At 72.3% G+C, this 23,954-nt stretch carries 24 protein-coding genes; 8 read left to right on the top strand and 16 right to left on the bottom strand.

Annotated features, from left to right (window positions below; translation table 11 throughout):
* The first annotated feature begins 91 nt into the window (after positions 1–91).
* A complete protein-coding gene (locus tag JOE61_RS00455) occupies positions 92–478 on the top strand; it encodes an RNA polymerase-binding protein RbpA (RefSeq protein ID WP_193668802.1) in 387 nt (128 codons plus the stop codon).
* Between the two features lie 10 nt (positions 479–488).
* On the opposite strand, the gene JOE61_RS00450 is transcribed toward JOE61_RS00455, so the two are convergent.
* The 4 genes from JOE61_RS00450 to JOE61_RS00435 form a co-directional block, all read right to left on the bottom strand.
* Entirely contained in the window at positions 489–1,016 is a 528-nt protein-coding gene (locus tag JOE61_RS00450; protein WP_193668803.1) for an FxsA family protein, read from the bottom strand.
* Positions 1,013–1,783 carry a polyprenol monophosphomannose synthase gene (locus JOE61_RS00445; protein WP_307822725.1) on the bottom strand — a complete coding sequence of 257 codons (771 nt, stop codon included), beginning with the start codon at positions 1,781–1,783 and terminating at the stop codon, positions 1,013–1,015. The genes JOE61_RS00450 and JOE61_RS00445 overlap by 4 nt, the downstream gene beginning before the upstream one ends.
* Entirely contained in the window at positions 1,780–3,360 is a 1,581-nt protein-coding gene (gene lnt, locus JOE61_RS00440; RefSeq protein ID WP_307822724.1) for an apolipoprotein N-acyltransferase, read from the bottom strand. Before lnt ends, JOE61_RS00445 begins: the two co-directional genes overlap by 4 nt.
* Before the next feature lie 374 nt (positions 3,361–3,734).
* On the bottom strand, positions 3,735–4,361 hold the full coding sequence (locus JOE61_RS00435; protein ID WP_193668804.1) for a TetR/AcrR family transcriptional regulator: 627 nt from the start codon (positions 4,359–4,361) through the stop codon (positions 3,735–3,737).
* Between the two features lie 71 nt (positions 4,362–4,432).
* Between JOE61_RS00435 and JOE61_RS00430 the strand changes: the two genes are divergently transcribed.
* From JOE61_RS00430 to JOE61_RS00410, 5 genes are all read left to right on the top strand, one after another.
* On the top strand, positions 4,433–5,194 hold the full coding sequence (locus JOE61_RS00430) for an enoyl-CoA hydratase/isomerase family protein (protein WP_193668805.1): 762 nt from the start codon (positions 4,433–4,435) through the stop codon (positions 5,192–5,194).
* Positions 5,187–6,665 (top strand): AMP-binding protein, encoded by a 1,479-nt coding sequence (locus JOE61_RS00425; RefSeq protein ID WP_193668806.1) that lies wholly within the window; start codon positions 5,187–5,189, stop codon positions 6,663–6,665. Before JOE61_RS00430 ends, JOE61_RS00425 begins: the two co-directional genes overlap by 8 nt.
* Positions 6,662–8,275 (top strand): amidohydrolase, encoded by a 1,614-nt coding sequence (locus tag JOE61_RS00420; protein WP_193668807.1) that lies wholly within the window; start codon positions 6,662–6,664, stop codon positions 8,273–8,275. Before JOE61_RS00425 ends, JOE61_RS00420 begins: the two co-directional genes overlap by 4 nt.
* Positions 8,263–8,901, top strand: coding sequence for a GNAT family N-acetyltransferase (locus JOE61_RS00415; RefSeq protein ID WP_204797114.1), 639 nt, complete (start codon positions 8,263–8,265; stop codon positions 8,899–8,901). The genes JOE61_RS00420 and JOE61_RS00415 overlap by 13 nt, the downstream gene beginning before the upstream one ends.
* A 79-nt stretch (positions 8,902–8,980) precedes the next feature.
* On the top strand, positions 8,981–10,447 hold the full coding sequence (locus JOE61_RS00410) for a KamA family radical SAM protein (protein ID WP_193668809.1): 1,467 nt from the start codon (positions 8,981–8,983) through the stop codon (positions 10,445–10,447).
* A gap of 42 nt (positions 10,448–10,489) precedes the next feature.
* Here the strand turns inward: JOE61_RS00410 and JOE61_RS00405 are convergent, their stop codons facing one another.
* Complete coding sequence (locus JOE61_RS00405) at positions 10,490–10,966, bottom strand: Lrp/AsnC family transcriptional regulator (RefSeq protein ID WP_204797113.1); 477 nt, start codon at positions 10,964–10,966, stop codon at positions 10,490–10,492.
* An 85-nt stretch (positions 10,967–11,051) separates the two neighbouring features.
* On the opposite strand from JOE61_RS00405, the gene JOE61_RS00400 reads away from it, so the two are divergent.
* Complete coding sequence (locus tag JOE61_RS00400; protein ID WP_193668933.1) at positions 11,052–11,960, top strand: 5'-3' exonuclease; 909 nt, start codon at positions 11,052–11,054, stop codon at positions 11,958–11,960.
* A 48-nt stretch (positions 11,961–12,008) separates the two neighbouring features.
* Here the strand turns inward: JOE61_RS00400 and JOE61_RS00395 are convergent, their stop codons facing one another.
* From JOE61_RS00395 to JOE61_RS00370, 6 genes are all read right to left on the bottom strand, one after another.
* Complete coding sequence (locus JOE61_RS00395) at positions 12,009–12,314, bottom strand: hypothetical protein (RefSeq protein WP_193668810.1); 306 nt, start codon at positions 12,312–12,314, stop codon at positions 12,009–12,011.
* 130 nt (positions 12,315–12,444) lie between these two features.
* Positions 12,445–13,089 (bottom strand): leucine-rich repeat domain-containing protein, encoded by a 645-nt coding sequence (locus JOE61_RS00390; RefSeq protein ID WP_193668811.1) that lies wholly within the window; start codon positions 13,087–13,089, stop codon positions 12,445–12,447.
* 235 nt (positions 13,090–13,324) lie between these two features.
* On the bottom strand, positions 13,325–14,569 hold the full coding sequence (locus JOE61_RS00385; RefSeq protein WP_193668812.1) for a tyrosine-type recombinase/integrase: 1,245 nt from the start codon (positions 14,567–14,569) through the stop codon (positions 13,325–13,327).
* Complete coding sequence (locus JOE61_RS00380; protein ID WP_204797112.1) at positions 14,566–15,579, bottom strand: tyrosine-type recombinase/integrase; 1,014 nt, start codon at positions 15,577–15,579, stop codon at positions 14,566–14,568. Before JOE61_RS00380 ends, JOE61_RS00385 begins: the two co-directional genes overlap by 4 nt.
* Positions 15,580–16,206: 627 nt before the next feature.
* Positions 16,207–16,587, bottom strand: a complete 381-nt coding sequence (locus tag JOE61_RS00375) for a hypothetical protein (protein WP_193668813.1) — start codon at positions 16,585–16,587, stop codon at positions 16,207–16,209.
* Between the two features lie 56 nt (positions 16,588–16,643).
* On the bottom strand, positions 16,644–17,006 hold the full coding sequence (locus tag JOE61_RS00370) for a hypothetical protein (protein ID WP_193668814.1): 363 nt from the start codon (positions 17,004–17,006) through the stop codon (positions 16,644–16,646).
* A gap of 192 nt (positions 17,007–17,198) precedes the next feature.
* On the opposite strand from JOE61_RS00370, the gene JOE61_RS00365 reads away from it, so the two are divergent.
* On the top strand, positions 17,199–18,515 hold the full coding sequence (locus JOE61_RS00365; protein ID WP_193668815.1) for an HNH endonuclease signature motif containing protein: 1,317 nt from the start codon (positions 17,199–17,201) through the stop codon (positions 18,513–18,515).
* On the opposite strand, the gene JOE61_RS00360 is transcribed toward JOE61_RS00365, so the two are convergent.
* The 5 genes from JOE61_RS00360 to JOE61_RS00340 are packed head-to-tail and all read right to left on the bottom strand — an operon-like array spanning position 18,488 to position 23,899.
* Positions 18,488–21,316: a DEAD/DEAH box helicase gene (locus JOE61_RS00360; RefSeq protein WP_193668816.1), complete on the bottom strand. Its 2,829-nt coding sequence runs from the start codon at positions 21,314–21,316 to the stop codon at positions 18,488–18,490. The genes JOE61_RS00365 and JOE61_RS00360 overlap by 28 nt on opposite strands.
* Before the next feature lie 52 nt (positions 21,317–21,368).
* Positions 21,369–22,262: a YegS/Rv2252/BmrU family lipid kinase gene (locus tag JOE61_RS00355; protein WP_193668817.1), complete on the bottom strand. Its 894-nt coding sequence runs from the start codon at positions 22,260–22,262 to the stop codon at positions 21,369–21,371.
* A gap of 16 nt (positions 22,263–22,278) precedes the next feature.
* Complete coding sequence (locus JOE61_RS00350; protein ID WP_193668818.1) at positions 22,279–22,716, bottom strand: hypothetical protein; 438 nt, start codon at positions 22,714–22,716, stop codon at positions 22,279–22,281.
* A complete protein-coding gene (gene tatC / locus JOE61_RS00345) occupies positions 22,713–23,552 on the bottom strand; it encodes a twin-arginine translocase subunit TatC (RefSeq protein ID WP_307822722.1) in 840 nt (279 codons plus the stop codon). The genes JOE61_RS00350 and tatC overlap by 4 nt, the downstream gene beginning before the upstream one ends.
* A gap of 47 nt (positions 23,553–23,599) precedes the next feature.
* Entirely contained in the window at positions 23,600–23,899 is a 300-nt protein-coding gene (locus JOE61_RS00340; protein ID WP_227491661.1) for a twin-arginine translocase TatA/TatE family subunit, read from the bottom strand.
* Positions 23,900–23,954: the final 55 nt, after the last annotated feature.

Raw genomic sequence — 23,954 nt, 5'->3', positions numbered from 1 at the left:
GTCGGGCCCTCGCTACCGTTGAACACTTCGAGAGCGCGACTGCGAGCGCAGTCGGAACCCCACCAGGCACACGAGAGGACGGGAGCGTCCCATGGCAGAGCGCACGCTACGAGGGGCACGGCTCGGAGGCCAGAGCTTCGAGGACGAGCGGGGCATCGAGTTCGCCGCGCGCCAGCAGGTGGGCTACCGCTGCCCGCAGGCGCACGAGTTCGAGATCACCATGTCGGTGGAGGCCGAGGTCCCCGCGGTGTGGGAGTGCCCGCGCTGCGGCGCCGAGGCCGAGAGCACCTCGGGCATCGAGCGCCAGGTGAAGGCCGAGAAGCCGGTCCGCACCCACTGGGACATGCTGCTCGAGCGCCGCTCGGAGAAGGAGCTCGAGGAGATCCTCAAGGAGCGCCTCGACCTGCTGCGCGGCGGCCAGATCGGCCCCGCCCACCTGCACAAGGCGAACGCCAAGCGCCGCCAGGCCAAGGCCTGAGCAGCACCCGCTAGGCGCTCGGCCCGGAGGGGTCCTCAGGATCCTCCACCACGTCGCCCCGGACCACCGGCCCCGTGCCCGGTCCGGGGCGTCCTGCGTCTGCGGGGCCGCTCGTCGCCCCCGGTGCGCCCGGCCAGCCCCCGAACGTCACCGGCACCAGCCTGGTCGCCAGCGCCCGGGTCAGCAGGCCGCGGAAGAGCGGGCGCGAGAACGGCAGCACCAGCAGCAGCCCGAAGGCGTCGGTGACGAAGCCCGGGGTCAGCAGCAGGGTGCCGCCGACCAGCACCAGGGCGCCGTCGGCGAGCTCCTTGGCCGGCACTCCCCCGCGCGCCAACGTGTCGCGCAGCGCCCGCCACGCCCGCGCGCCCTCACGGCGTACGACGACGGCGCCGACGACGCTGTCGAGCACCAGCAGCAGGATGGTCCAGGCCGCGCCGATGACCTGGCCCACCTGGATGACCATGTAGAGCTCGAGCAGCGGCAGTGCCACGAACAGCACCAGCAGCACCCAGCCCAGCCGGCCACGGCGGCGGCTCATCGCGCTCCTCGCACCAGTCGGGCGGCCTGCTCGCGGCGCTCGGCCAGGCCCCACGCGGTGATCCGCTTCAACGACTCCACCGCGACCGCCCCGCTCATCTTGGAGTCGCCGCGCACCCGCTCCACGAACTCGATCGGGACCTCGCGCACGACGAGGCCGGCGCGCAGGGCACGCACCACCAGGTCGGTCTGGAAGACGTAGCCGGTCGAGCGCACCGAGGCGAGGTCGATCCGCTCGAGCGTGGAGCGGCGGAAGAGCCGGTAGCCGGCCGTGGCGTCGCGCACCCGGACGCCGAGCAGCAGGCGGACGTAGAGGTTGCCGCCGCGCGAGAGCGCCTCGCGGCGGCGCGGCCAGTTGACGACCGACCCACCGGGCACCCAGCGCGAGCCGATCACCAGGTCGGCGGGCGAACGGGGGTCGTCGAGCGCGTCGAGGAGGCGCTGCAGCTGCTCGGGCTGGTGGGAGCCGTCGGCGTCCATCTCGCCGACGACCTCGTAGCCCGCCTCGAGCGCGACGTCGAAGCCGGCGCGGTAGGCCGCGCCCAGGCCGCCCTTGGCGGTGCGGTGCAGCACGCTGACGCGCGGGTCGGCGGCGGCCAGGTCGTCGGCGACCCGGCCCGTGCCGTCGGGCGAGTTGTCGTCGACCACGAGCACGTCGACGCCGGGCTGGGCGGCGTGCAGCCGCTCCACCACCCAGGCCAGGTTCTCGGCCTCGTCGTAGGTCGGCACCACCATCACGACCCGGGCGCCGGTCTCGGCGCGGCTCACGGCTGGTCGACCATCGCGTCGTCTCCTCGTCGTGACGGACCCTGGGCGCCGTCGTGTCGCGGTGCGGTCGCGCGGCTGCGCTCCCGGCGCGCGCGACGATACGGGAGCAGTGCGGCACCGAGGGCCAGGAGGGTCGCGACGACCGCGACCTGCCAGGGCAGGCGCCCCATCCGGACCGCCGGGGTCAGTGCCTCGTGCAGCGCGAGCTCCTCGACCAGCACCTCGGTCTCCTGCAGCCCGGCCCTCGCGACCACCTCGCCGTCGGCGCCGATCACGCCGCTGACGCCGTTGGTGGAGGCCACCACGGTGGCCCGGCCGGTCTCCAGCGCGCGCAGCCGCGTCATCGCGAACTGCTGCTGCACCTGGTCGGAGAAGATGAAGGTGGCGTTGGAGGTCTGCACGCTCACCAGCTGCGCCCCGCGCGCGACCTGGTCGTAGATCGCGTCCTCGTAGGCGACGTCGAAGCAGATCGCGTCGGCGACCCGGGTGCCGGCGATGCTCAGCGGCTCCTTGCCGGTGCCGACCAGCATGTCGCGCTGGATCCGCGCCAGGTCGCCGAAGCTGAGCTCCAGGGCGGTGCCCCGGAACGGGATGAACTCGCCGTAGGCGACCGGGTGCCGCTTGGTGTAGCGCTCCCCCGCCCCGGTGACGGGGTCCCAGACGATGCCCTGGTTGAGCACCGCGCCCGGCGGGCCGTCGACCAGGGCCCCGACGAGCACCGGCACGCCGATCGCCTCGGTGGCGCGCAGGATGCCGGCGTTGGTCTGCGGGTCGCGCCAGGGGTCGGTGGCCGTCGAGTTCTCGGGCCACACCACGAAGTCGGGGCGCGGCTCGAGCCCCGCGGCGACGTCGGCGGCCAGGTCGACGGTGGCCTGCACGTGGTTCTCGGTCACCTGGCGGAAGTCGTAGAGGATGTCGTTGCCGGGGCCCGGCACGTCGCCCTGCACCACGGCCACGGTCGCGGTGCCGGTGCTCGGGCTGGTCCAGGGCAGCGCCACCGAGGCCGCGACGCCGGCGACGACCGCGCCCAGGGCGACGAGCCCGACCAGCCGGTCCCGGGCCGTTGCGGCCACCAGCGCCGCGAGCGCGGCCCCGGCGAGCGCGAGCAGGAAGGTGACCCCGGCCATGCCGACGTACGGCAGCGTGGCGGCGACCGGGGTGTCGACGACCGCGAAGCCCAGACGGCCCCAGGGCATCCCGCTGAAGGGCCAGCCGCTGCGCCAGACCTCGACGGTGACCCACGCCGTGGCCACCCACAGCGGCCACAGCGGCAGCCGCGAGACCAGCGCCACGGCGCTGCCGAGCAGGCCGTAGAAGAGGGCCTGCGCCGCGGACAGCCCGAGCCAGGCGGCGAGGGCGACCGTCGTCATCCAGTAGATGTGGACGTAGTAGAAGCCGACCCCGAAGGCCAGCCCCACCACGAACGCCCGGCGCAGGCCCAGGCCGCGGGTCAGCAGCGTGTGGGCGGCCACGGCCAGCGGCACCAGCACGGGGACCAGCACGGGCACGGCGAACGGCTCGTAGGCCATCGCCAGGGCGACGCCGGCGAGCAGGGCGAGGACCGAGCGCTGGAGCACGGTCCCAGGCTACGGGGCGCCGGTGCGGGAGCCCGCCGCCGGGCGCAGAGGTGCGGGAGGATCCTGGGCGCCTTCGGTCCAGCCCGGTGCACGACCGGCTGCCGGGGCGGGCTGTTGTCTAGGGGGCTCAGGATTCCTCCCGCGACCGCTCCCGCGGGGCGGACCGACCTCCGCGAACAGTGTCGGACAGGTGTTTGGCACCCCACCCTCCGACACGGCCACTCGGACGTCGGTCCGCTCACCACGATCTGCACGAGCGGACGACCCACCTTGGCGCGGGCCGCGAGGGGGTGTCAAGGAGACGCTGACCTGCGCAGACGCCTAAAACCGCAGGTCACGGCGGGTGCCCTTGAACGCCGGAAAGCCCAGGAAATCTAGACCGGTGACGGCGTGTCGTCCCCGACACGCCGGGCCCCCGCCGCGGCCGTCCGCGTGTCGGCCCCGAGCAGGCGCAGCGCGAGCAGGGCGTACTGCTCGGCGAGGGCCGGCAGGGCCGTGGGACCAGCGGGGTCGAACCAGCGGGCGACACCGCTGCACATCTCCAGCAGTGCGCGCCGAGCCACCCCGGCCGACTCGACCCTGAAGGCGCCCTCGGCCAGGCCCTGGTCGATGACCTCGCGCCAAGCCGCCTCGTAGCGGTCGCGCAGCGCGACCACGTCGGCGCGGCGCTGGGGCGACAGGGCGTGCACCTCGTCGTCGACCACGCGCGTCTCCAGGGGGCGCTCGGCGTGGCTGGTGACGTGCAGCCGCACCAGCGCGGTCAGCCGTGGGACGGCGTCGTCGTGGGTGGCGAGCACCTCGGCGGTCGCGTCGAGCAGGCGCTCCAGGCTCGTGCGCATCAGCTCGACGAGCAGGTCCTCCTTGGTGCCCATGTAGTGGTAGAGCGACGCGCTCGAGAGGCCGGCCCGCTCGGCGAGCTGGCGGATGCCGGTGCCGTGGAAGCCCCGTTCGGCGAAGAGCTCGAGCGCCGCGACGCGCACGCGTTCACCGGAGGAGGTCATGGGCCTATGCTATCGATCGATCGATCGAGAGGCCACGGCGGTGCCGGGCCACGGACGCAGGGAGGACGCCGGTGCAGCCGGTCGAGTACAGCCACGACAGGTCCGCGGGGCCCGGGGTGGCGCTGGTCCACCTCAACCGGCCCGAGCGGCTCAACGCCGTCGACGAGGCGCTGACCCGTGGCCTGGTGGCCGCGCTGGAGCGCGCCCTCGCGGAGGACGCACGTGCGGTGGTGCTCGCGGGACGCGGACGCGCCTTCTGCGCCGGCCACGACCTCAAGGCCGAGCCGCCGGTCGAGACGCCGCTGCAGACCCGCGAGCGGCTCGAGGAGATCCAGGACGTCACCCGGCTGGTGCGCCGCTTCCCCGGCCCCGTCGTGGCCGCGGTGCACGGCTACGCCCTCGGGGCCGGCTGCGAGTTCGCCCTGGCCTGCGACGTCGTCGTGGCCGCCGAGGACGCCGTCCTCGGGTTCCCCGAGGTCTCGGTCGGCCTCTCGGTGACCGGCGGGGTCTCGCGGCTGCTGCCGGTGCTGGTGGGCTGGGCCCGCGCCAAGGAGCTGCTCCTGCTGGGCGAGCGGGTCTCGGGCAGCGAGGCCGCCGCGATGGGGCTGGTCGCGCGCGCGGTGCCCAGCGGCACCCACGAGGAGGTCGCCCTCGACCTGGCCACGCGGATGGCCCAGCGCCCCGCGCTGGCGCTCTCGCTGGCCAAACGGGTGCTCGACGGCGGGCTGGACTCCACCCTCGAGGAGGCGATGGGCCGCGAGGTCGAGCACGCCGTGCTGACCTCGCTCTCCGGCGAGGGCGAGGCGCCGCGCGAGGGGTTCGGTCGTGGCTGAGACCCTCGTGGCGCACCTCGAGGACGCCGCCCGGCGCCGGCCCGACGGGCCCGCCTGGACCTTCGACCTGGGCGCCGGGGGCTGCACGACGTGGACCTTCGGCGACGTCGCCGCGACCAGCGCGTCGTACGCCGCCGCCCTCGCCGCCCGTGGTGTCGGCGCCGGCGACCGCGTCGGCGTGATGCTCGGCAACACCGCCGACTCGCCGCTGGTCTGGCTGGCGCTGCAGCGGCTGGGGGCCGCGGCGGTGCCGCTCAACGTGCGCTACCGCCACGACGACCTGGGCCACGTGCTCGCTGACTCCGGGGCGCGCCTGATGGTCGCCGCACCCGAGCACCACGAGCTGGTGCGCAGCGCCGCCGACCTCACCGGCGGCGTCGAGGTCCTCTCCCCTGCGGACCTGGAAGGGTCGGCCGAGCCGGCGCCCGCCGCCGACGACCCCGACGCGGTCGTCAACGTGCAGTACACCTCCGGCACGACGGGGCGGCCCAAGGGCTGCCTGCTGACCCACCGCTACTGGACGACGCTGGGCGGCTCGATGGTCGAGGAGTTCCCCCGCCTGGGCGCCGACGACGTGATGCTCACCGCGCAGCCCTTCCACTACGTCGACCCCCAGTGGAACGTCGCGGCCGCCCTGATGGCCGGCGCCCACCTGGTCGTCCTCGACGGCTTCCACCCCTCGACCTTCTGGGCCAAGGTGCGCGAGCACCGCGTCACCTACTTCTACTGCCTGGCCTCGATGCCGACCCTCCTGCTGCGGATGCCGCCCGACCCGCTCGACCGCGAGCACGCCGTGCGCGTCGTGCAGTGCTCTGCCATCCCCCCGGCGCTGCACGCCGACCTCGAGGCCCGGTGGGGCGTGGGCTGGTACGAGGCGTTCGGGATGACCGAGACCGGCGCAGACATCCGCGTGGGTGCCGACGAGCACGCCGCCCTGGTCGGCACCGGCTGCCTGGGCCGCCCCGCCGCGCACCGCGAGGTCCGTCTCGACGAGCAGGGCCAGCTGTGGCTGCGCGGCCCGGGGATGATGCTGGGCTACCTGGGGCTGGAGCCGCCCTTCGACGCCGACGGCTGGTTCCCCACCGGCGACCTGGCCCGCCTCGACGACGTCGGTCGGGTCTACCTGACCGGTCGGCTCAAGGACATGATCCGGCGCAGCGGCGAGAACATCGCCGCCGTCGAGGTCGAGGAGGTCCTGCTGGCCCACCCGGCCGTGCGCCTCGCGGCCGTCGTCGGGGTGCCCGACGACGTGCGCGGCGAGGAGGTGATGGCCTTCGTGGTGGCCCCCGGGGCCGACGAGCACGAGCTGGCGCGGTGGTGCGCGGAGCGCCTCGCGCCCTTCAAGGTGCCCAGCCGCTGGGCGCTGCGCGACGACCTCCCGCTCACCGCCTCGCACCGCGTCGAGAAGGCCCGGCTGCGCGCCGAGGCCGTCCGCGTCGCGACGCCCGGCACGGTGGGAGGAGCCCGGTGAAGGCCGACCTGCTGCTCACCAACGCGCGGGTCCGCACCCTGGAGGGCCCGGGCCGCGACCACGTGGCCCGCAGCGTGGCGATCTGGCGCGACCGGGTCGTGGCCGTCGACGACGACGTGGCCGCCCACCGGGTGCTCGACCTCGACGGGGCCGTGGTCGCCCCCGGCTTCCACGACGCCCACAACCACATGGCCTGGTTCGGGCAGTCGCTCGACGAGGTCGACCTGCGCCTGCCCAGCCTCGAGGCGCTGTACGACGCCGTGGCCGCCCGGGCCCGCGACCTGCCGCCCGACGCGTGGGTGGTCGGCGCCGGCTACGACGAGAACAAGATCGGTGCGCACCCCGACCGCGACGGGCTCGACCGGGCCGCCGGCGGCCGCCGGGTCTGGCTGCGGCACACCTCGGGGCACATGTGCGTGGTCAGCAGCGCCCTGCTCGACGACCTCGGGCTGGGCGACGCGGCGGTGGAGGTGCCCGGCGGGCGCGTCGTCGTCGACGGCCGCGGGCGGCCCACCGGGCTGCTGCAGGAGCAGGCCCAGCACCTGGTCAACGACCTGGTGCTTCCCTACCCCGTGGCCGGGCTGGTCGACGCGATCGAGCGGGCCGGGCAGGTCTACCTGGGCCAGGGCCTGACCTCGGTGGTCGAGGCCGGCGTGGGCGGCGGGTGGATCGGACGCAGCCCGGTCGAGGTGGCGGCGTACCAGGAGGCCCGGGCGCAGGGCCGGCTGCCGCTGCGCGTGGAGCTGATGGTGGCCGCCGACGTGCTGCGCCCCCTGCAGGGCCACGCCGACGACGACCTGGGGCTCGGGCTCGACCTCGGCATCCGCACCGGGCTCGGCGACGACCGGCTGCGACTGGGACCGGTGAAGATCTTCTCCGACGGCTCGCTGATCGGGCACACCTGCGCCCTGACCGACGAGTTCGCCGACACCCCCGGCGAGAAGGGCTACCTGCAGGACGACGCCGACGCGCTGCGCGAGCGGATCCTCGGGGCGCACCGCTCGGGGTGGCGAGTCGCGGCGCACGCGATCGGCGACGCCGCCATCGACCTCGTCCTCGACGCCTACGACGAGGCGCAGCGGCGCTGGCCGCGCGCCGACGTGCGCCACCGCATCGAGCACTTCGGCGTCTCGCGGACCGACCAGGTCGCCCGGGCCGCGGCCCTGGGCGTGGTGCCGGTGCCGCAGGGGCGCTTCGTCGGCGAGATCGGCGACGGCATGCTGCGAGCGCTCGGACCGGAGCGGGCCTCGTGGATCTACCGCTACCGCTCGCTGCTCGACGCCGGCATCGTCGCGCCGGCCAGCTCCGACCGGCCGGTCGTCGACGGCACCCCGCTGAAGGGCATCCACGACATGGTCAACCGGCGCACCGACTCCGGCCAGGAGTGCGGCCCCGAGGAGGCGATCAGCGGCCTCGAGGCGCTCACGGCGTACACGCTCGGCTCGGCGCACGCCTCGCACCAGGAGCACGAGAAGGGGACCATCGCGCCCGGGAAGCTCGCCGACCTCGTCGTGCTCGACGACGACCCGGCGGCCGTGTCCCCCCGGGTGATCCGCGACATCCAGGTCCTGCGTACCTTCCTGGGAGGAGAGGTGGTGTGGGAAGCATGATCGTGCAGCCCCAGGACGACCACCCGCTGGTGGAGGCCGCGACCCTGACGGCCGACCAGCTGGCGCTGGTGCAGGAGATCTACGACGAGGCGTTCCCCGAGGACCTGCGGGTCCCCTTCGACGACCTGCTCGTCGACCGTGTGCTGGTGCGCCTCGACCCGCAGGGACGCCCCGAGGGGCTGGCGGTGGTGCGCGCCCTCGGCGGCACCGGCTGGACGTTCCTGCGCTACTACGCCGTGGGCGCACGCGGCGGCGGCACCGGCTCGGCGATGCTCGAGCAGCTCGCCGCCCGGCTGTCCCGCGAGGGCGGCTCGCTGCTGGTCTGGGACGTCGAGGACCCCGACGAGCCGGGCCTGGGCCCCGACCACGTCCTCGAGCACCAGCGCCGCATCCGCTTCTACGAGCGCAACGCCGGCGAGCTGCTGCCGGTCGCGGAGTACCGCCCGCCGCACGACGGCGGCCTCGAGGGCCACGCGCCGCCGATGCGGCTGATGTGCCGCACCCTGGGCGCCTGGGTGCGGCCACCGGTCGCCGACATCGTCCGCGGCGCCTACCAGCACCGCTACGGTCTGGCCGGCGACGACCCCGTCGTACTCCGGACCCTGGAGGCCAGCGCGCTGCCCTGACTCCCAGCCGCCCCACAGGCGAAAGATCTTGCGGCGTTTCGTTCGACATCCCGCAGATCCTTCTGGCATCGTTGCTCCCATGAGCATCGAGACCTCCATCGCATCCCTGGTCGAGGACGCCACCGGGCAGCCCTACCCCTACCGGCGTCCCGAGCTGGTCGAGCCCGACTGGACCCGCTTCCCGGGGTGGCGCGACGTCACCGCCGCCGACTGGACCTCGGTGCAGTGGCAGCGTTCGCACTGCGTCAAGAACGTGCGCCAGCTGCGCGAGCTGATGGGCGACCTGCTCGACGAGCGGTTCTACGCCGACCTCGAGCGCGACCAGGCCGAGCGGGCCACCATGTCGATGCTGGTGCCGCCGCAGATGCTCAACACGATGGTGCCCTTCGCCGAGCCCGCCGGGCCGGGCTCCTTCACCGAGGCCTTCTACGCCGACCCGGTGCGCCACTACATGCTGCCGGTCTTCTCCGACCGCCGCACCGACTGGGCCTCCCACCCGCACGCCACCCGCGACTCGCTGCACGAGCACGACATGTGGGCCACCGAGGGCCTGACCCACCGCTACCCCACCAAGGTGCTCGCCGAGCTGCTGCCGACCTGCCCGCAGTACTGCGGCCACTGCACGCGCATGGACCTGGTCGGCAACTCGACTCCGGTCATCGAGAAGCTCAAGTTCGCCGGCAAGCCCAACGACCGCATCGGCGACATGCTCGACTACCTGCGCCGCACCCCGTCGGTGCGCGACGTCGTGGTCTCCGGCGGCGACGTGGCCAACATGCCCTGGCCCCGCCTCGAGGCGTTCCTGACCTCGGTGCTGGAGATCGAGAACGTGCGCGACATCCGCCTGGCCACCAAGGCCCTGGTCGGCCTGCCGCAGCACTGGCTGCAGCCCGAGGTCGTCGAGGGGATGAGCCGGGTGGCCGGCGTGGCGCGCTCGCGCGGGGTCTCCCTGGCCATCCACACCCACGCCAACCACGCGCAGTCGATCACCCCGCTGGTCGCCGAGGCCTCGCGGGCGATGCTCGACGCGGGCGTGCGCGACGTGCGCAACCAGGGCGTGCTGCTCAACGGCGTCAACGCCGACCCGCACGCGCTGCTCGACCTGTGCTTCGCGCTGCTCGACGGCGCCCAGGTGATGCCCTACTACTTCTACATGTGCGACATGATCCCGTTCTCGGAGCACTGGCGGGTCTCGGTCGCCGACGCCCAGCGCCTGCAGCACCACATCATGGGCTACCTGCCGGGCTTCGCCACGCCGCGCATCGTCTGCGACGTGCCGTTCGTCGGCAAGCGCTGGGTGCACCAGCTGGCCGACTACGACACCGAGCGCGGCATCTCCTACTGGACCAAGAACTACCGCACCTCCATCGAGGCCGACGACGCGCAGGCGCTCGAGCGCACCTACGAGTACTACGACCCGATCCACACCCTGCCCGAGGCCGGGCAGCGCTGGTGGGCCGAGCACGGTCGGCTCGACGAGTCGGCGCTCAAGGCCGCCGAGGTCGCGGAGGCCTCGCGGCGTACCGCTGCGCTGCAGGCCTGGTAGCGGGACGGTAGCCGGCCCGGCGCGCTGCGACGGCCCGGGGGCTCAGGCCTCCGGGTCCTCGCCGGTGCCGGTGACCGGGCGGTTCTCGTAGTAGGTCGTCAGCACGATGGTGGTGCGGGTCGAGACGTTGGCCGCGGCGCGCACCCGGGCGAGCAGGTCCTCCAGCGCGGCCGGGGAGGTGCAGCGCACCAGCAGCACGTAGGACTCCTCCCCCGCCACCGACCAGCACGACTCGATCTCCTCGATGTGCTCGAGGCGGGCCGCGCAGTCGTCGGGCTGCGAGGGGTCGATCGGGCGGATGGAGATGAAGGCGGCGAGCGGCACCCCGATCTCGGCGTGGTTGATCGTCGCGCCGTAGCCCTGGATCAGGTCGCGCTGCTCGAGCCGCTTGACGCGCTGGTGCACCGCCGACGTCGACAGGCCCGTCGCCTTGCCCAGGTCGGTGAAGGACATCCGGCCGTCGTGGGCCAGCAGGGCCAAGATCTTGCGGTCGGTCGCCTCGACTCCGGGATGGCTCACTCCTGCACCCTAGTGCCCGGCGGGGTCGCGGCGCCGTCACGACCCCTGCAAGACTGCGCCGGTGACCCAGCAGCCCGGCCGCCTGATGCTCCTCGACACCGCCTCCATGTACTTCCGTGCCTTCTTCGGGGTGCCGGAGATCCTGGCCCCCGACGGGACCACCCCGGTCAACGCCGTGCGGGGCCTGCTCGACTTCATCACCCGGCTCGTCGACGAGTACCGCCCCACCGACCTGGTCTGCTGCTGGGACGACGACTGGCGCCCGCAGTGGCGCGTCGACCTGGTGCCGACCTACAAGTCGCACCGTGTCGAGGAGGAGGTCGAGACCGCCCCCGACGTCGAGGAGGTCCCCGACCCGCTGCAGGTGCAGGTCCCGATCATCCGCGACGTGCTGGCCGCCTACGGCATCAAGGTCGTCGGTGCCCCCGAGGCGGAGGCCGACGACGTGATCGGCACGCTCGCCACCGGCGCCGGCCAGCCGGTCGACATCGTCACCGGCGACCGCGACCTCTTCCAGCTCGTCGACGACGAGGCCGACGTGCGGGTGCTCTACATCGCCCGCGGGGTGGGCAGGCACGAGCGGGTCGACAACGCGTGGGTGCGGGCCAAGTACGACGTCGAGGCCGCACAGTACGCCGACTTCTCCACCATGCGCGGGGACGCCTCCGACGGCCTGCCCGGGGTCAAGGGCGTCGGTGAGAAGACCGCGGCGACGCTGCTGGCCCGCCACGGCGACATGGCCGGCATCATCGCCGCCGCCGAGGATCCCGACTCCGGGATGGGCCCGGGCCCGCGGGCGAAGATCAAGGCCGCGGCCGACTACCTGGCCGTGGCGCCCGAGGTCGTGGCCGTACGCCGCTCGCTCGACCTCGAGCGCACTGGCTTCGCGCTGCCGCACTCCCCCGCCGACCCCGACCGTCTCGCCGAGCTGGCCGAGCGGTGGGGCCTCGACAGCCCCGTCGAGCGTCTCAACGCGGTCCTCGCCACCCTCTGACGGGTCTGCCGGCGGCGCTCGCTGGACGGCGGCCGAGCGGCCGGCGGATCAGGGACCGATGACGAGGAACACGAAGACGATGAGGGCGCTCCAGGCCAGGAGCAGGCCCAGGACCGCCCCGGCGGCCACGCCTGCACCGAGCGCCCGAGTCCTCGCAGGCACGCACAGCGCGAGTCCAGCCAGGGCGATCGAACCGCCCACAGCGACGACGGCGTCCGCCAGTGGTGACAGGTCTCCGTGACGGGGCACCAGCACGAAGCAGGCAACGGCTACGGCGGCGATGCCGACCAGCACGCCCGCGAAGGCCGGCACAGCGAAGGCCCGGCGCGGTGTCTCGGGGAGTGTCGTAGTCACCCAGACAGGCTAGCTGCGGGCAGCGGCACCTACGGCCGTGGCTCGCGGCGCGGCAGCCCCGATCGCGGAGCGGACACTTCCTTGGGGTCCGTCCTCGTTCGGAGTACATCGCGTCAGAAGCGGGCGTTTCTCAGGCGCGCTCGGCAAGCCAGTCCGCGGGCATGACGGCGCGGGCCGCGGGCTTGTCGACCACCTGCACCACCGGCACCCAGACCCGGTCCGGTACGTCCTGTGCGAACCACGAGAACGCCTTGATCTGGGACGCGTCGCGGATGCGGAGAGGGTCGTTGGCCTCCATCGACACAGCACTGCTGAGACACAACTCTTCAAGTGCGGGTGCGTCGAGTGCCGGTGCGATGCTTCCAAGGCCCTTGAGTGAACCGAGTTCCAGCCGAGCAAGAGACCGCAGTCGAGCCAGACTGGGAAGGGCGGTCACCTTGGGGAGCCCGTAGAGGTCGAGCAGTTCCAAGTTCACAAGATCCCCAACCGCAGATACGTCTGACAGGTCCCTGACCTGGTTAATCGCGAGGTATCGAAGTCGCTCACAGCCGATCACGAAGTCCGCAGACGCGCCGGACCCTCCCCTGACGTCCAACCAGTCGAGGTTCGGCAAGGTCCCAAGGAAGCCCCCGGGCACGTCGACGGCCCACAGAGTGAGCCTCCGCACGGGCGCGAGCCAGGCCAGGTCGTCGGGCTCGATTACCGCGTGATCTATCCGAACCTCAGCCGTACCCCGCCCTCGTGCGACGTCACGCGCCCGACCCTTCTTCGCCATGGCCGCAAGTATGAAGGTCCGCTTGCCAGACGACCGCTCTTCGACAACTGCGCGCGATCGCGGCATGAGAGCGCTTTTGTAGCCAGAAGGACCGAACGACCGAGCGACGCCAGGTCGCCGCGGAGCTGACGCCGTTGTATAGCCCTTCGGTCCTCTTGCCTACGGCGCCACCCACAGTCATCTCGGCACGACCGCGCCCTATCAGCGGCATTATGCACAGGATCGGGGCGGTCGCTCATGATGCTTCGCCTTCCGTGAGGCCGGTGAGGAGCTGGTTGAAGAGGTCGGCTCGGTGGTGTTGGCCCTTCTTCTCGGCGTCGTCGTGCTGGGCCTGGAGTGTGGGTCGGAACTCGATGCTGGTTTGGAAGAAGCTGCAGTTCTCGCAGATCGACTCGAAGGCGCAGTCCAGCTCGGCGGGGCGGGTGCAGTGGCCGTTGCCGAGGAGTCGGTGGTGCTCGCGGCGCAGCCGGGCCATTTTGGGTCCGATGGCGTCGGCGGGCAGCGGTTCGGTCTTGGCGTAGAGGGCGTCGACCTGGTCGGTGACGGCGAAGTACTCGTCGGCCACGGTGCGGTTGGCGATCTTGGCGTAGCGCAGCGTCATGTCCATGCTGCGGTGGCCGAGCATCGCTGCGATCGCCTCGAGCGACATGCCGCGGTTGATGGCTTGGGTGGCCAGGGTGTGTCGCAGCTGGTGGGGGTGGATGTGCGCCAATCCGGCTGCGGTGCCGGCCTTGTTGATGAACCTGGTGACGGTGTGGCGGTCCAGCGCTCGTCCGTTCTCCCGGGGCAGCAGCAGCGGGTGTTCGGCGGGCACGTGAGCGCTGCGGTACTGCTCGATGAGAACCACCAGGTGCGGGTGAAGCGGCAGGTAGCGGTCCTCGCGCAGCTTGCCGACCGGGACGTGCAGCCAGGGTGCGGCACCGATCTGGACCACAGCGTCGGCAGACAGCGCGGTGAACTCGCTGACCCGCAGCCCGGTGCGCAGGAGCACCTCGATGGTGACGCGGACCAGCAGCCGGGGCTCGGCCTGGGCGGCGCGGAGCAGCTTCGCGGCCGCGGCATCGTCGAGCGCCTTGGGCAACGGATGGTCTTGGCGGGGCAGGTCGCCGGGGAACATCGGCACCCGTGGTGGTGCCTGGTCCCAGCCCCACTCATCGATGCGGACGAAGAACATCCGCAGTGTGCCGAGCCGGTGTGCCAGGGTCGCGGTGGTGACCCGGTCCTTGTTCTGGCCCGGACGGGCCGCCAGCCAGGGCTTGTAGTCCTCGACGTGGCGCCGGGTGACCTGGGCGATGCTGGTGACCTCCGGGGCGGCCTCGACCAAGTACGCCGCGAACGAGCGCAGCGCCAGGTCGGCGCCAGCGACGCTGCCCGGACGCAGCACGCATCCGATCTGCTCCAGGTAGCGGCGCATCGTGGCCACCACCTGCGGGCGCACGCCCAGCTGCTCCCAGGTCGGCAGCAGCAGCGGCCCGCTCACCGGGCGCTCCCACCGGTGGTGTCCTGGTGCCCGGCGTAGAGCTGGGCGTCGAGGACCTCAGCGGCCTTGCGGTACTGCGCCGAGAGCCAGTCATCGGCCAGGTGCAGGTAGATCCGGGTGGACTCGATCGAGGCGTGTCCGGCCTGGGCCTGGACCGCCTCCAGTGCCATCCCGGCCTCGCGGAGCCGGGTCAGGCAGGTGTGGCGCAGCTCGTGGCAGGTCGCGTGCGCCAACCCTGCCCGCCGCTTCGCGCCGGCGAGCACCTCGTCCAGCCCGCGTACCGACAACGCGCGACCGCGGGTGGGCCCCTTGAGGACCACGAAGACCCGGTCGGTGTCCGCATCGGCTGGGCGTTCGGTGTCCAGGTAGGCCGCGAGGGCGGCGAAGAAGCGCGATGAGACCGGCACCAGCCGCTGGTGGCCGCCCTTGCCGTCGGCGATGAACACCCGCCGTTCCGCGACCCGCAGGTCCTCCAGCCGCAGCCCCAGGACCTCGCAGCGCCGCAGCCCACCGAACACCATCGCCGCGACCATCGCCCGGTCGCGGTGCGTGCGCAGCGCGGCGGTGAGCTGGTCAACCTCGAGGGGAGTCAGGATGCGCGGCAACCGACGCGTGCGCCGGGTCAGCGGCACCCCCTGCCCCGCACGCGAGCGTTCCCTCCGCGTGGGCAGACCGCGCGGCACCGGGTTCGCGGTGATGTCACCACGAGCCTGCAGATAGGCGAAGAACCCCGAGATGATCGACAACCGCCGCGCCACCGTACTCATCGACACCCCCACCGTGCCGTCGTCCTCACCGACCGGCTGCAGCGCCTCGGTGCTGGTGCGACCAGTGCGCTGAGCGGTGATGAAACCGAGCACGTCCCCAGCACGGACCTCGTGGGCCGGCTTGGCCACCACCGCGAAGAACACCCGCAGGTCATAGGCCGCAGCGAGCACCGTGTTCGGCCGACACCGCCCCTCCAGGAACTCCAGGTAGTCATCGACCAGCGGCATCCCGAGCCGGGCCACCACCTGCCCCGACGGCCCTCGAGAACGGATCAGACACGGATCGAGCAGCGACATCTCGGGGCCTCCAGCTCCGTCGACAGGCAGCCACAACGGCTGGTCGAAATGTCCTGCTGGATCACGTGCATAACAAGCAGATGCGGATGCTTCAGCCTGGCGCATTGTCCTGCGAGGATGAGTGCCATGACGACGAGTTCGGGCTCTCGGAATTCCATTCCCATGACACCCCGCTTGCTGCTCCTGAGCAGGTCCGCGGGAGTAGGGCTACTCGCCGGACTGTCCTTCCTCGCGGCTTCTTACCTCAGGTCTGTTGCGCAGGCGCGAGGGGACGATTCCTGCTCTACGTGTGCCGTGGAAACCTCGCTGTACGACTACTGGGCAGGCATCTCCATGGCGGTGGCTCTCGGAGCGTTGCTGCTTTGCGCTCTCTGTCTGCTCCTTTTGGGGCGCGCGAGGCGCGACACGTCTGCGCTCGCGCCCGAAGACTCGCCGCCGTGCAACGAGGATGACCGTCACGAAGCCTTCAGGAGGCCCACGCAAGCCACCTCCGACCCGGCCAAGTAGCGGCAGAACCGGATGGTCGCGGGCGCACGCTACGCGGCAGAAGCGTGCGTCGACGGTCCTGGCCGATCATCCGACCTCCGTGCGTTGCCATGCCCGCCCCTTCCGCTCCAAGGTCGCGACCAGCGCGGTCATCGCTAATCCGTAGGCACCCGTCAGCACCGCTACGCCGATGTAGGTGCCTCGGGAATCCTCACTGGCTCCAGCCGCCGCGACGGCGAACCCGATGGCTACCGCGAGCATCGCGATGCAGAACCCGATGCCGTAGAGACGCATCCCCGTCGTGATGTCCTGCGGACCATTTACCGTTCGCGAAGGCCGGAACACGGTCCAGCCGATGAACAGCGCGACCCCTCCCCAGACTGCTGCGGTCACGAGATGCGATTGCACAACATTGGCAACGGCCCAGGCGGCGGCGGCGAGCGCCCCGACGATGCGTAAAGCCTTCATGGCGTCATTGTGTCTGCCACAGCACCCTTGGTCGTACTGGGCACCGACTCGACCGCTCATCGGCAGATCCGGACGCCTCGGCTCACAGGGCTTGCTGTGGGGTCGCCGACGGTTTCGACTCCGCTGAGAACAATTGGGCTGCCGTCCGCTAAGAGGAGGTAGGGCTCGCTGGTGACGACTGTGTAGGCGGCTTCTCGCTCCGTCGCAGCGTCTGGGGCGACGGCGAGGCGCACACCCCATGCGCCGTCACTCTGGATACCGATTGGAACAAGTTCCCCGGATTGGATCGCGTCATCGAGGCGATCGTTCACTCGCTCCTCCCACACCTCGTAGCCATCGACATCGGCAAAGGCTGAGGACCTCCAGAGAGCGAGCATTCCGGCGTTGGTCGCAACGGTGGCGATGTCGTTCGCAGGCACGCGCAGAGACTATGCGAACCGCTGGACACCGCGACCGCTCATCGTCAGAGCCGGACCATTCGGTTCGTCATCACGACGACCGCGCACGACCCTGGCCGTCGACGTCCTCGCTGGGGACACCCGATCGACAGCATCGTCGCAGGTCAGCACGGGTGCAGCGCGACTGTCGGTGCCTGGTGCTTGAGTGGATGCATGCTGATCGAGACGGACCTCGCGGGTGGTCCGGTTCGGGTCGATGACCTGGACCGGGACTCGGTGCTGTGGTTCGCCGAGCAGGCCAAGGCACGCGAGGCCGCCGCAGCGCTGGCGGTGCTGCACGCCACGATCCGCTGGTGCGAGACCAACACCGTCGACGATCCCAAGTGGGCGGCGGGGTTCGGGGAGGTCGGGGGCGACCTGGACTGTCCGGAGAAGATCGGTGGGGACGGGCGCCCGATGGTCGCGGCGTTCTCCGCCGAACCCCTCGCCGCAGCGATGGAGATCTCCACCACCGCCGCCCTGACCCTCATGGCCGACGCGCTCGAGCTGGCGCACCGGCTGCCGCGGGTGATGGCACGAGTCGAGGCCCTCGAGGTGCCCGTGTGGCGCGCACGCAGCATCGCCCAAGCCACCTCGTCGCTCTCCCCCGACGCGGCCGCCTACGTCGACGCTGAGATCGCCGCCCGCGCCCACCGGGTCGGCCCCGTGGTGCTGGCCCGGCTCGTCGAGACCGCCCGGGCCCGCTACGACACCGACGCCCATCAAGAGGCCGAGCAGCAGGCGCGGGAGTCGTGGGACGTGACGCTGACCCACGGCGACGGCCGCGACCAGCGGTGGTTGGGGACCTCGTGGATGCAGATCACCGGCGACACCGCCACCCTGGCCGACCTCCACGACCTGGTGGGGCGTGTCGCCCACGACCTGCTGGCCACCCACCCCGACTTGCCCCTGGCGCGGCGTCGGGTGCTGGCGCTGCAGGTCATCGTCGACCGGGCCCGCGCCCACGGCGAGAGCCCCGCACCGAGCCGGCCGTACAAGGCCTACGTGCACCTCACCGCGACCCCCGAGGGCGAGATCACACCCCTGGGGCGAGTGGAGGACCTCGGCCCCGCGACCAGCGCGATGATCCGCGACTGGCTCACCGGCGCCCGGGTCACGGTGACCCCGGTCCTCGACCCCGACCGCGGCGACCCCGTCGATGCCCACGACCCGCCGCAGTGGATGCGCGAGCTGGTCGTCCAGCGCGACCAGCACTGCGTCTTCCCCGACTGCCGCCGCCCCGCCAGGCGCTGCGACCTCGACCACATCGACCCCTACGACCCCCACGGACCACCCGGCCAGACACACCCAGGCAACCTCGCCCCACTCTGCCGGCGACATCACCGCGCCAAGACCACCACCGACCCCACCAAACGATGGCGCTACCGACGCATGGACCACGGCCACTACACCTGGACCGGACCCCAGGACCAACGACTCGTCGTCGTCCCCGGCATCGGCACCTACTCCTCCTCGGTGACTCCGGAGTAGGCCACGACGCCGCGCCGCATCGAGGCGATGGCCTGGCGCGCCGTGCGCCGCACCGGCGAGTCACCGGCGGCGTCGGCGACCTGGCCGGCCAGGTCGAGCAGCTGCTTCATCCACCGCACGAAGTCACCGGCGGCCAGCTCGCTCTCACCGAGCACGTCGTCGAGGTCGTCGCCCTCGCACCAGCGGTAGGCGATCCAGGCGAAGCCGAGGTCGGGCTGGCGCAGGTAGTCGAGCTTGTGGTCCTTCTCGAGGCGGTCCAGGTCGCCCCACAGCCGCACCATCGCGCCGATGGCGTCCTTGGTGGGCCCACCAGGCACCCGCGGCGACGAGGCGTCGTCAGGTCGGCGAGCCTCGAAGACCAGCGTCGACAGGGCGGCGGCCAGGCCGGAGGGCGACAGGTCGTCCCAGACCCCCAGGCGCAGCGACTCGGCGGCCACCAGGTCCATGTCGGAGTAGAGCCGGCGCAGGTGCATGCCCTGCTCGGTCACCACGGCGTCGACACCCTCGTCGCTCAGGTAGCCCAGCGCCGTCAGCACCTCGCACACCCGGTCGAACTGGCGGGCCACGGTGTTGGTGCGGCTCTCCACCCGGCGGGCCAGGGTCGCGGCGTCGCGCTCGAGCTTGAAGTAGCGCTCGGCCCAGCGGGAGTGGTCCTCGCGCTCGGCGCACTCGTGGCACGGGTGCGCCTTGAGCCGGCGGCGCAGCTCGGTCACCTCGCTCTCCCACACGCTGGGCTCGCCACCGTGGGGACGGCCCGGCGCCTGCGCGCCCTTGCGCAGGTGGCGCGGCGGCAGGTCCCGGGTGCGCATCCGCAGCTGGGCGGCCAGGTCGCGGCGCATCTGCGGGTTGCGGGCGTTGAAGGAGCGCGAGATCTTCAGCCGCGTCAGGGCCTCGACCGGCTCGGGGAAGTCCATCATCGCCAACCGGCGCGACTGCTTCTCCAGCGTGACCACCAGCGGCCGGGGCCCGTCCGGCGACCAGCCGGGGTCGACCACCACGGCGTACCCGGCGAACTTGCCGGTGGGCACCTCGATGACGTCGCCGGGCTTGAGGTGGCGCAGTGACTCGATGGCCTCCGCGCGGCGGTCGGCGCGCCGGGCCTTGTTGGCGCCCTTCTCGACGTCGCTGATCTGGCGGCGCAGCGCGGCGTACTCCATGAAGTCGCCCAGGTGGCACTGCGCGGCCTCGGCGTAGCCCTCCAGCGCGTCCTCGCTCTTGCGCAGCTGGCGCGCCAGGCCCACGACGGCCTTGTCGGCCTGGAACTGCGCGAAGGACTGCTCGAGCAGCTCGCGCGCGGTGTGCCGCCCGAACTGGTGCACCAGGTTGACGGCCATGTTGTACGACGGGCGGAACGACGAGCGCAGCGGATAGGTGCGCGTCGAGGCCAGCCCCGCCAGCTCGCGCGGGTTCATCCCCGGCTGCCAGAGCACGACACCGTGGCCCTCGGTGTCGAGGCCGCGGCGCCCGGCGCGTCCGGTGAGCTGGGTGTACTCCCCCGGTGTGATGTCGGCATGGGTCTCGCCGTTCCACTTCGAGAGCTTCTCGATGACCACGGTGCGCGCCGGCATGTTGATGCCCAGCGCGAGGGTCTCGGTGGCGAAGACGACCTTGCACAGGCCGCGCTCGTAGAGCTCCTCCACGCACTGCTTGAAGGCCGGCAGCATGCCGGCGTGGTGCGCGGCCACGCCACGGGTCAGTCCGTCGAGGAAGTCGTGGTAGCCCAGCACGTGCAGGTCGTCGGCCGAGAGGTGCGAGCAGGCGTTCTCGACGTAGGCGAAGATCTCGTCGCGCTCGCGCGGGCTGGTCAGCCGCACCCCGGCGTTGAGGCACTGGGTGACCGCCGCGTCGCAGCCGACCCGGCTGAAGATGAAGACGATCGCCGGCAGCAGGCCCTCGCGGTCGAGCCGGTCGATGACGTCGGCCCGGCTGGGGATCCACACCCGGCGACCGTTGCCGACCTGCTTGGCCGGCGACGAGCGGCCGGGCTGCGAGCGCCCCCGCGGGGAGCGGCGGTCCTTGATGCGCGAGGCCGCCCAGTCGTCGCGGGCGACCTTGAGCAGGTCGTCGTTGACCGGGGCGCCCTCCTTGACGAAGCCGGCCGCGGCGTCGACGTCGGAGGAGGCGAAGAGGTCGAGCAGGCGGCGCCCCACCATCACGTGCTGGAAGAGCGGCACCGGCCGCTTCTCCTCCACGATCGTGGTGGTCTCGCCCCGCACCGTCTCGAGCCACTCGCCGAACTCCTCGGCGTTCGAGACCGTCGCCGAGAGCGAGACCAGCGCCACCGACTCGGGCAGGTGGATGATGACCTCTTCCCACACCGCGCCCCGCGAGCGGTCGGCCAGGTAGTGCACCTCGTCCATCACCACGAAGCCCAGGCCCATCAGCGTCGAGGAGCTGGCGTAGAGCATGTTGCGCAGCACCTCGGTGGTCATCACCACGATCGGAGCCTCGCCGTTGACGGTGTTGTCACCGGTCAGCAGGCCGACCTGGTCGGCGCCGTAGCGGTCCACCAGGTCGTGGTACTTCTGGTTCGACAGCGCCTTGATCGGCGTGGTGTAGAACGCCTTGCGGCCCGTCGCCAGCGCCAGGTGGATCGCGAACTCGCCCACGATGGTCTTGCCGGAGCCGGTGGGCGCCGCGACCAGCACGCCGCGGCCCTCCTCGATCTCGCGGCACGCCTGCACCTGGAACTCGTCGAGCGGGAAGGCGTAGAGGGCGCGGAAGTCCTTGAGCACCGGGTGCTCGCGGGTACGCCGGAACTGCGCGTACCGCTCCGACGGGGACAGCTCGTCGGTCGTCATGGTCCCAACCTACGCGAGGCCCCGAACCACGTGTCGTACGCCGCCGGCGCGCTCAGCCCAGCACCCGCAGCGCGCCCGGCACCGCCTCGATCTCCAGCGGCAGCGCGCCGAACCGCTCGCCGTCGGCGTACCCGACGATCCCGGGCGCCGAGACCCGCACCCGGCGGACGCGGTGGTGCTCGTAGGCGGGGTGCGAGGCGACGCTGCCGGTGAAGAGCCGGGGGTAGGTGCGCACCAGGGCCGGCTTGCTCATCGGCTTGATCACCACCACGTCGAGCAGGCCGTCGTCGAGCAGCGCCCCCTCGGTGATCCGCAGCCCGCCGCCGAAGGACGGGCCGTTGCCCACCGAGACCATCATCGCCTCCAGGTCGCGGGTGGCGCCGTCGAGCTCGAGGACGTAGGGCAGCGGCGCGAAGGTGCGCAGCTCGGCCAGGGTGGCGATGTTGTAGCGCATCTGGCCGTGCGGCCAGGTCATCCGGTTGGCCCGCTCGTTGACCACCGCGTCGAAGCCCGCGCACAGCACCGTCACGAAGCAGCGGCCTCGGCTCTCGCGGGCCAGGTCGATCGCCCGGCTGCGGCCCGCCAGCACCGCCGCAGCCACCTGGTCGGCGGCCGCGGCGGGGTCGCGGCGGGGCAGGTCGAGGTAGCGGGCGACGTCGTTGCCGGTGCCGGCCGGTACGACGCCGAGCGGCGTCGCGGTGCCCGCGAGCACCTGCGCGGCCAGGTGCACCAGGCCGTCCCCACCGACGACCACCAGGGCCTCCACCCCGGCCGCGACGGCCTCGGCGGCCAGGTCGGCCGCCTCCGCCGCGTCGGCGCCCTGCAGGTCGCGCACCGCCAGGCCCGCCGCACGCAGCCGGGGCAGCGCCGCGCCGCGTGCCGCGGCACCGCGACCCTTGCCCGCGGTCGGGTTGGTGAGCAGCGCGATCTCGCGCGGGGGCGGCATCCGCCGACCCTAGCGCTCAGCCGCGGCCCGGTCCGGCGTCGTGGCCGATGCGCAGCAGCACCGCGTAGTGCTCCGGGGACGCGCCGACGGCCTTGGCCAGCCGGCTCAGCGCGTCGAGGGCCAGGTCGGCGTCGAAGGCGGTGCCGGGCACGGCGAGGGTCAGCGGCGAGCCGTCGGTGGCCAGCAGCAGCACCTGGCCGTGGCGCCAGGCGAGGTGGGCGCGCGAACGGGTCTGGTCGTCGAGCACCGGGAGCGGGTAGGCCTCGTCCACGGCCAGCAGGTCGCACGGGTGGTGGTCCTGCTCCCCCGGCCCCTCGAGCCGCCCGGTGACCCGGTGGCCCGTGCGCAGCCCCGAGCCGGCGCGCCACGTCACGTCCTGCTCGCCCAGCCACTCGGGCAGGTCGAAGGGGTCGACCTCGGTGACCGGCCCGGTGTCGTCGGCGCGGCGGGTCACAGGGGCGAGGCCTCGTCGGGCGAGAGCCCGGCGTTGATCTTGCGCTTGGCGCGACGGCGGTCGTTGAAGCGGGCGATGATCTCGGCGACGAAGAACAGCAGCACCATCGGCACGGCCATGAACGTCATCGTGAACGGGTCGGCCGAGGGGGTGGCGATCGCGGCGAAGATGAAGATGCCGATGACGACCCAGGGCCGGTGCTTGCCCAGGCTGGCCCCGGAGACCACGCCGGCCAGGTTGAGCAGCACCACGAAGACCGGGATCTCGAAGGCGATGCCGAAGACCAGCAGGGTGCGGGTGAAGAACTGCAGGTACTCGGAGAACTCGACGATGTTGACGATGCCCTCGGGGTTGAACCCGATCAGGATCTCCAGGCCCTTGGGCAGCGTCAGGTAGCCGAGCAGGATCCCGCCCAGGAACAGCGGCCCGGCGATCGCGGCGAAGACCCGGGTCCACTTGCGCTCGTGGGCGTGCAGGCCGGGCAGGATGAAGGCCCAGATCTGGTAGAGCCAGACGGGGCTGGTGGCCACCAGCGCGGCGAAGCCGCACAGCTTGAGGTAGAGCAGCAGTCCGCCACCCGCGCCGCTGGTCGAGGGGAAGGTGACCTCGTCGCCGAGCTTCTCCCGGGCGCTGTTGTAGGGACCCAGGACCAGGTCGAAGAGCTGGTCGAAGAAGAACAGGGAGACCGCGACGGCCAGGACCAGGGTCAGTGCGACCTTGAGGACCCGGGCGCGCAGCTCACGCAGGTGGTCCGAGAGCGCCATCCGGCCGTCGGCGCCGACGGGGTGCATCGGCTTGCCGAGGAAGAGCTTGGCGATCCCGGAGAGTGTCGACACGAGGGCAGGGGTGTATCAGACGAGAGCGCTGGGCGGGACCGGGCGGCTCAGCCGTGGTGCTTGTCGGCGGGGTTCGGGGTGGTCGCAGTGCCCGTCTGGGGCGCGGCGTCGTCGGTGCGCGCCGGCGGCAGCTCGCTGGGCGACGGGTCGGGAGTCACCGTGGCCTGGGCGTCCTGGTCGTCCTTGTCGTCGTCGCGCAGGCCCTTGGTCTCGGACTTGAAGATCCGCAGCGCCTGACCGGTGCCGCGCGCGAGCTCGGGCAGCTTGGCGGCACCGAACACGATGATGACGATGGCCAGGATGACCAGCCACTCAGCACCCTGGGGCATTCCGATCATGGGGGTCATGGAGCTTCACTACCTTCTGTCGTGTGGGGGTCGCACGCGGACGGCTCGGCCGGCG

The organism is Nocardioides salarius, from assembly GCF_016907435.1.
Lineage (GTDB): Bacteria > Actinomycetota > Actinomycetes > Propionibacteriales > Nocardioidaceae > Nocardioides > Nocardioides salarius.
The sequence above is the reverse complement of the archived record's forward strand: the minus strand, read 5'-3'. Positions and strand labels throughout refer to the sequence as shown.

Coding starts and splice junctions, on each gene's coding strand:
- JOE61_RS00455 (WP_193668802.1), top strand. CDS start 92: ATGGCAGAGCGCACGCTACGAGGGGCACGGCTCGGAGGCCAGAGCTTC.
- JOE61_RS00450 (WP_193668803.1), bottom strand. CDS start 1,016: ATGAGCCGCCGCCGTGGCCGGCTGGGCTGGGTGCTGCTGGTGCTGTTC.
- JOE61_RS00435 (WP_193668804.1), bottom strand. CDS start 4,361: ATGACCTCCTCCGGTGAACGCGTGCGCGTCGCGGCGCTCGAGCTCTTC.
- JOE61_RS00410 (WP_193668809.1), top strand. CDS start 8,981: ATGAGCATCGAGACCTCCATCGCATCCCTGGTCGAGGACGCCACCGGG.
- JOE61_RS00400 (WP_193668933.1), top strand. CDS start 11,052: ATGCTCCTCGACACCGCCTCCATGTACTTCCGTGCCTTCTTCGGGGTG.
- JOE61_RS00390 (WP_193668811.1), bottom strand. CDS start 13,089: ATGGCGAAGAAGGGTCGGGCGCGTGACGTCGCACGAGGGCGGGGTACG.
- JOE61_RS00375 (WP_193668813.1), bottom strand. CDS start 16,587: ATGAAGGCTTTACGCATCGTCGGGGCGCTCGCCGCCGCCGCCTGGGCC.
- JOE61_RS00365 (WP_193668815.1), top strand. CDS start 17,199: ATGCTGATCGAGACGGACCTCGCGGGTGGTCCGGTTCGGGTCGATGAC.
- JOE61_RS00360 (WP_193668816.1), bottom strand. CDS start 21,316: ATGACGACCGACGAGCTGTCCCCGTCGGAGCGGTACGCGCAGTTCCGG.
- JOE61_RS00355 (WP_193668817.1), bottom strand. CDS start 22,262: ATGCCGCCCCCGCGCGAGATCGCGCTGCTCACCAACCCGACCGCGGGC.
- JOE61_RS00340 (WP_227491661.1), bottom strand. CDS start 23,899: ATGACCCCCATGATCGGAATGCCCCAGGGTGCTGAGTGGCTGGTCATC.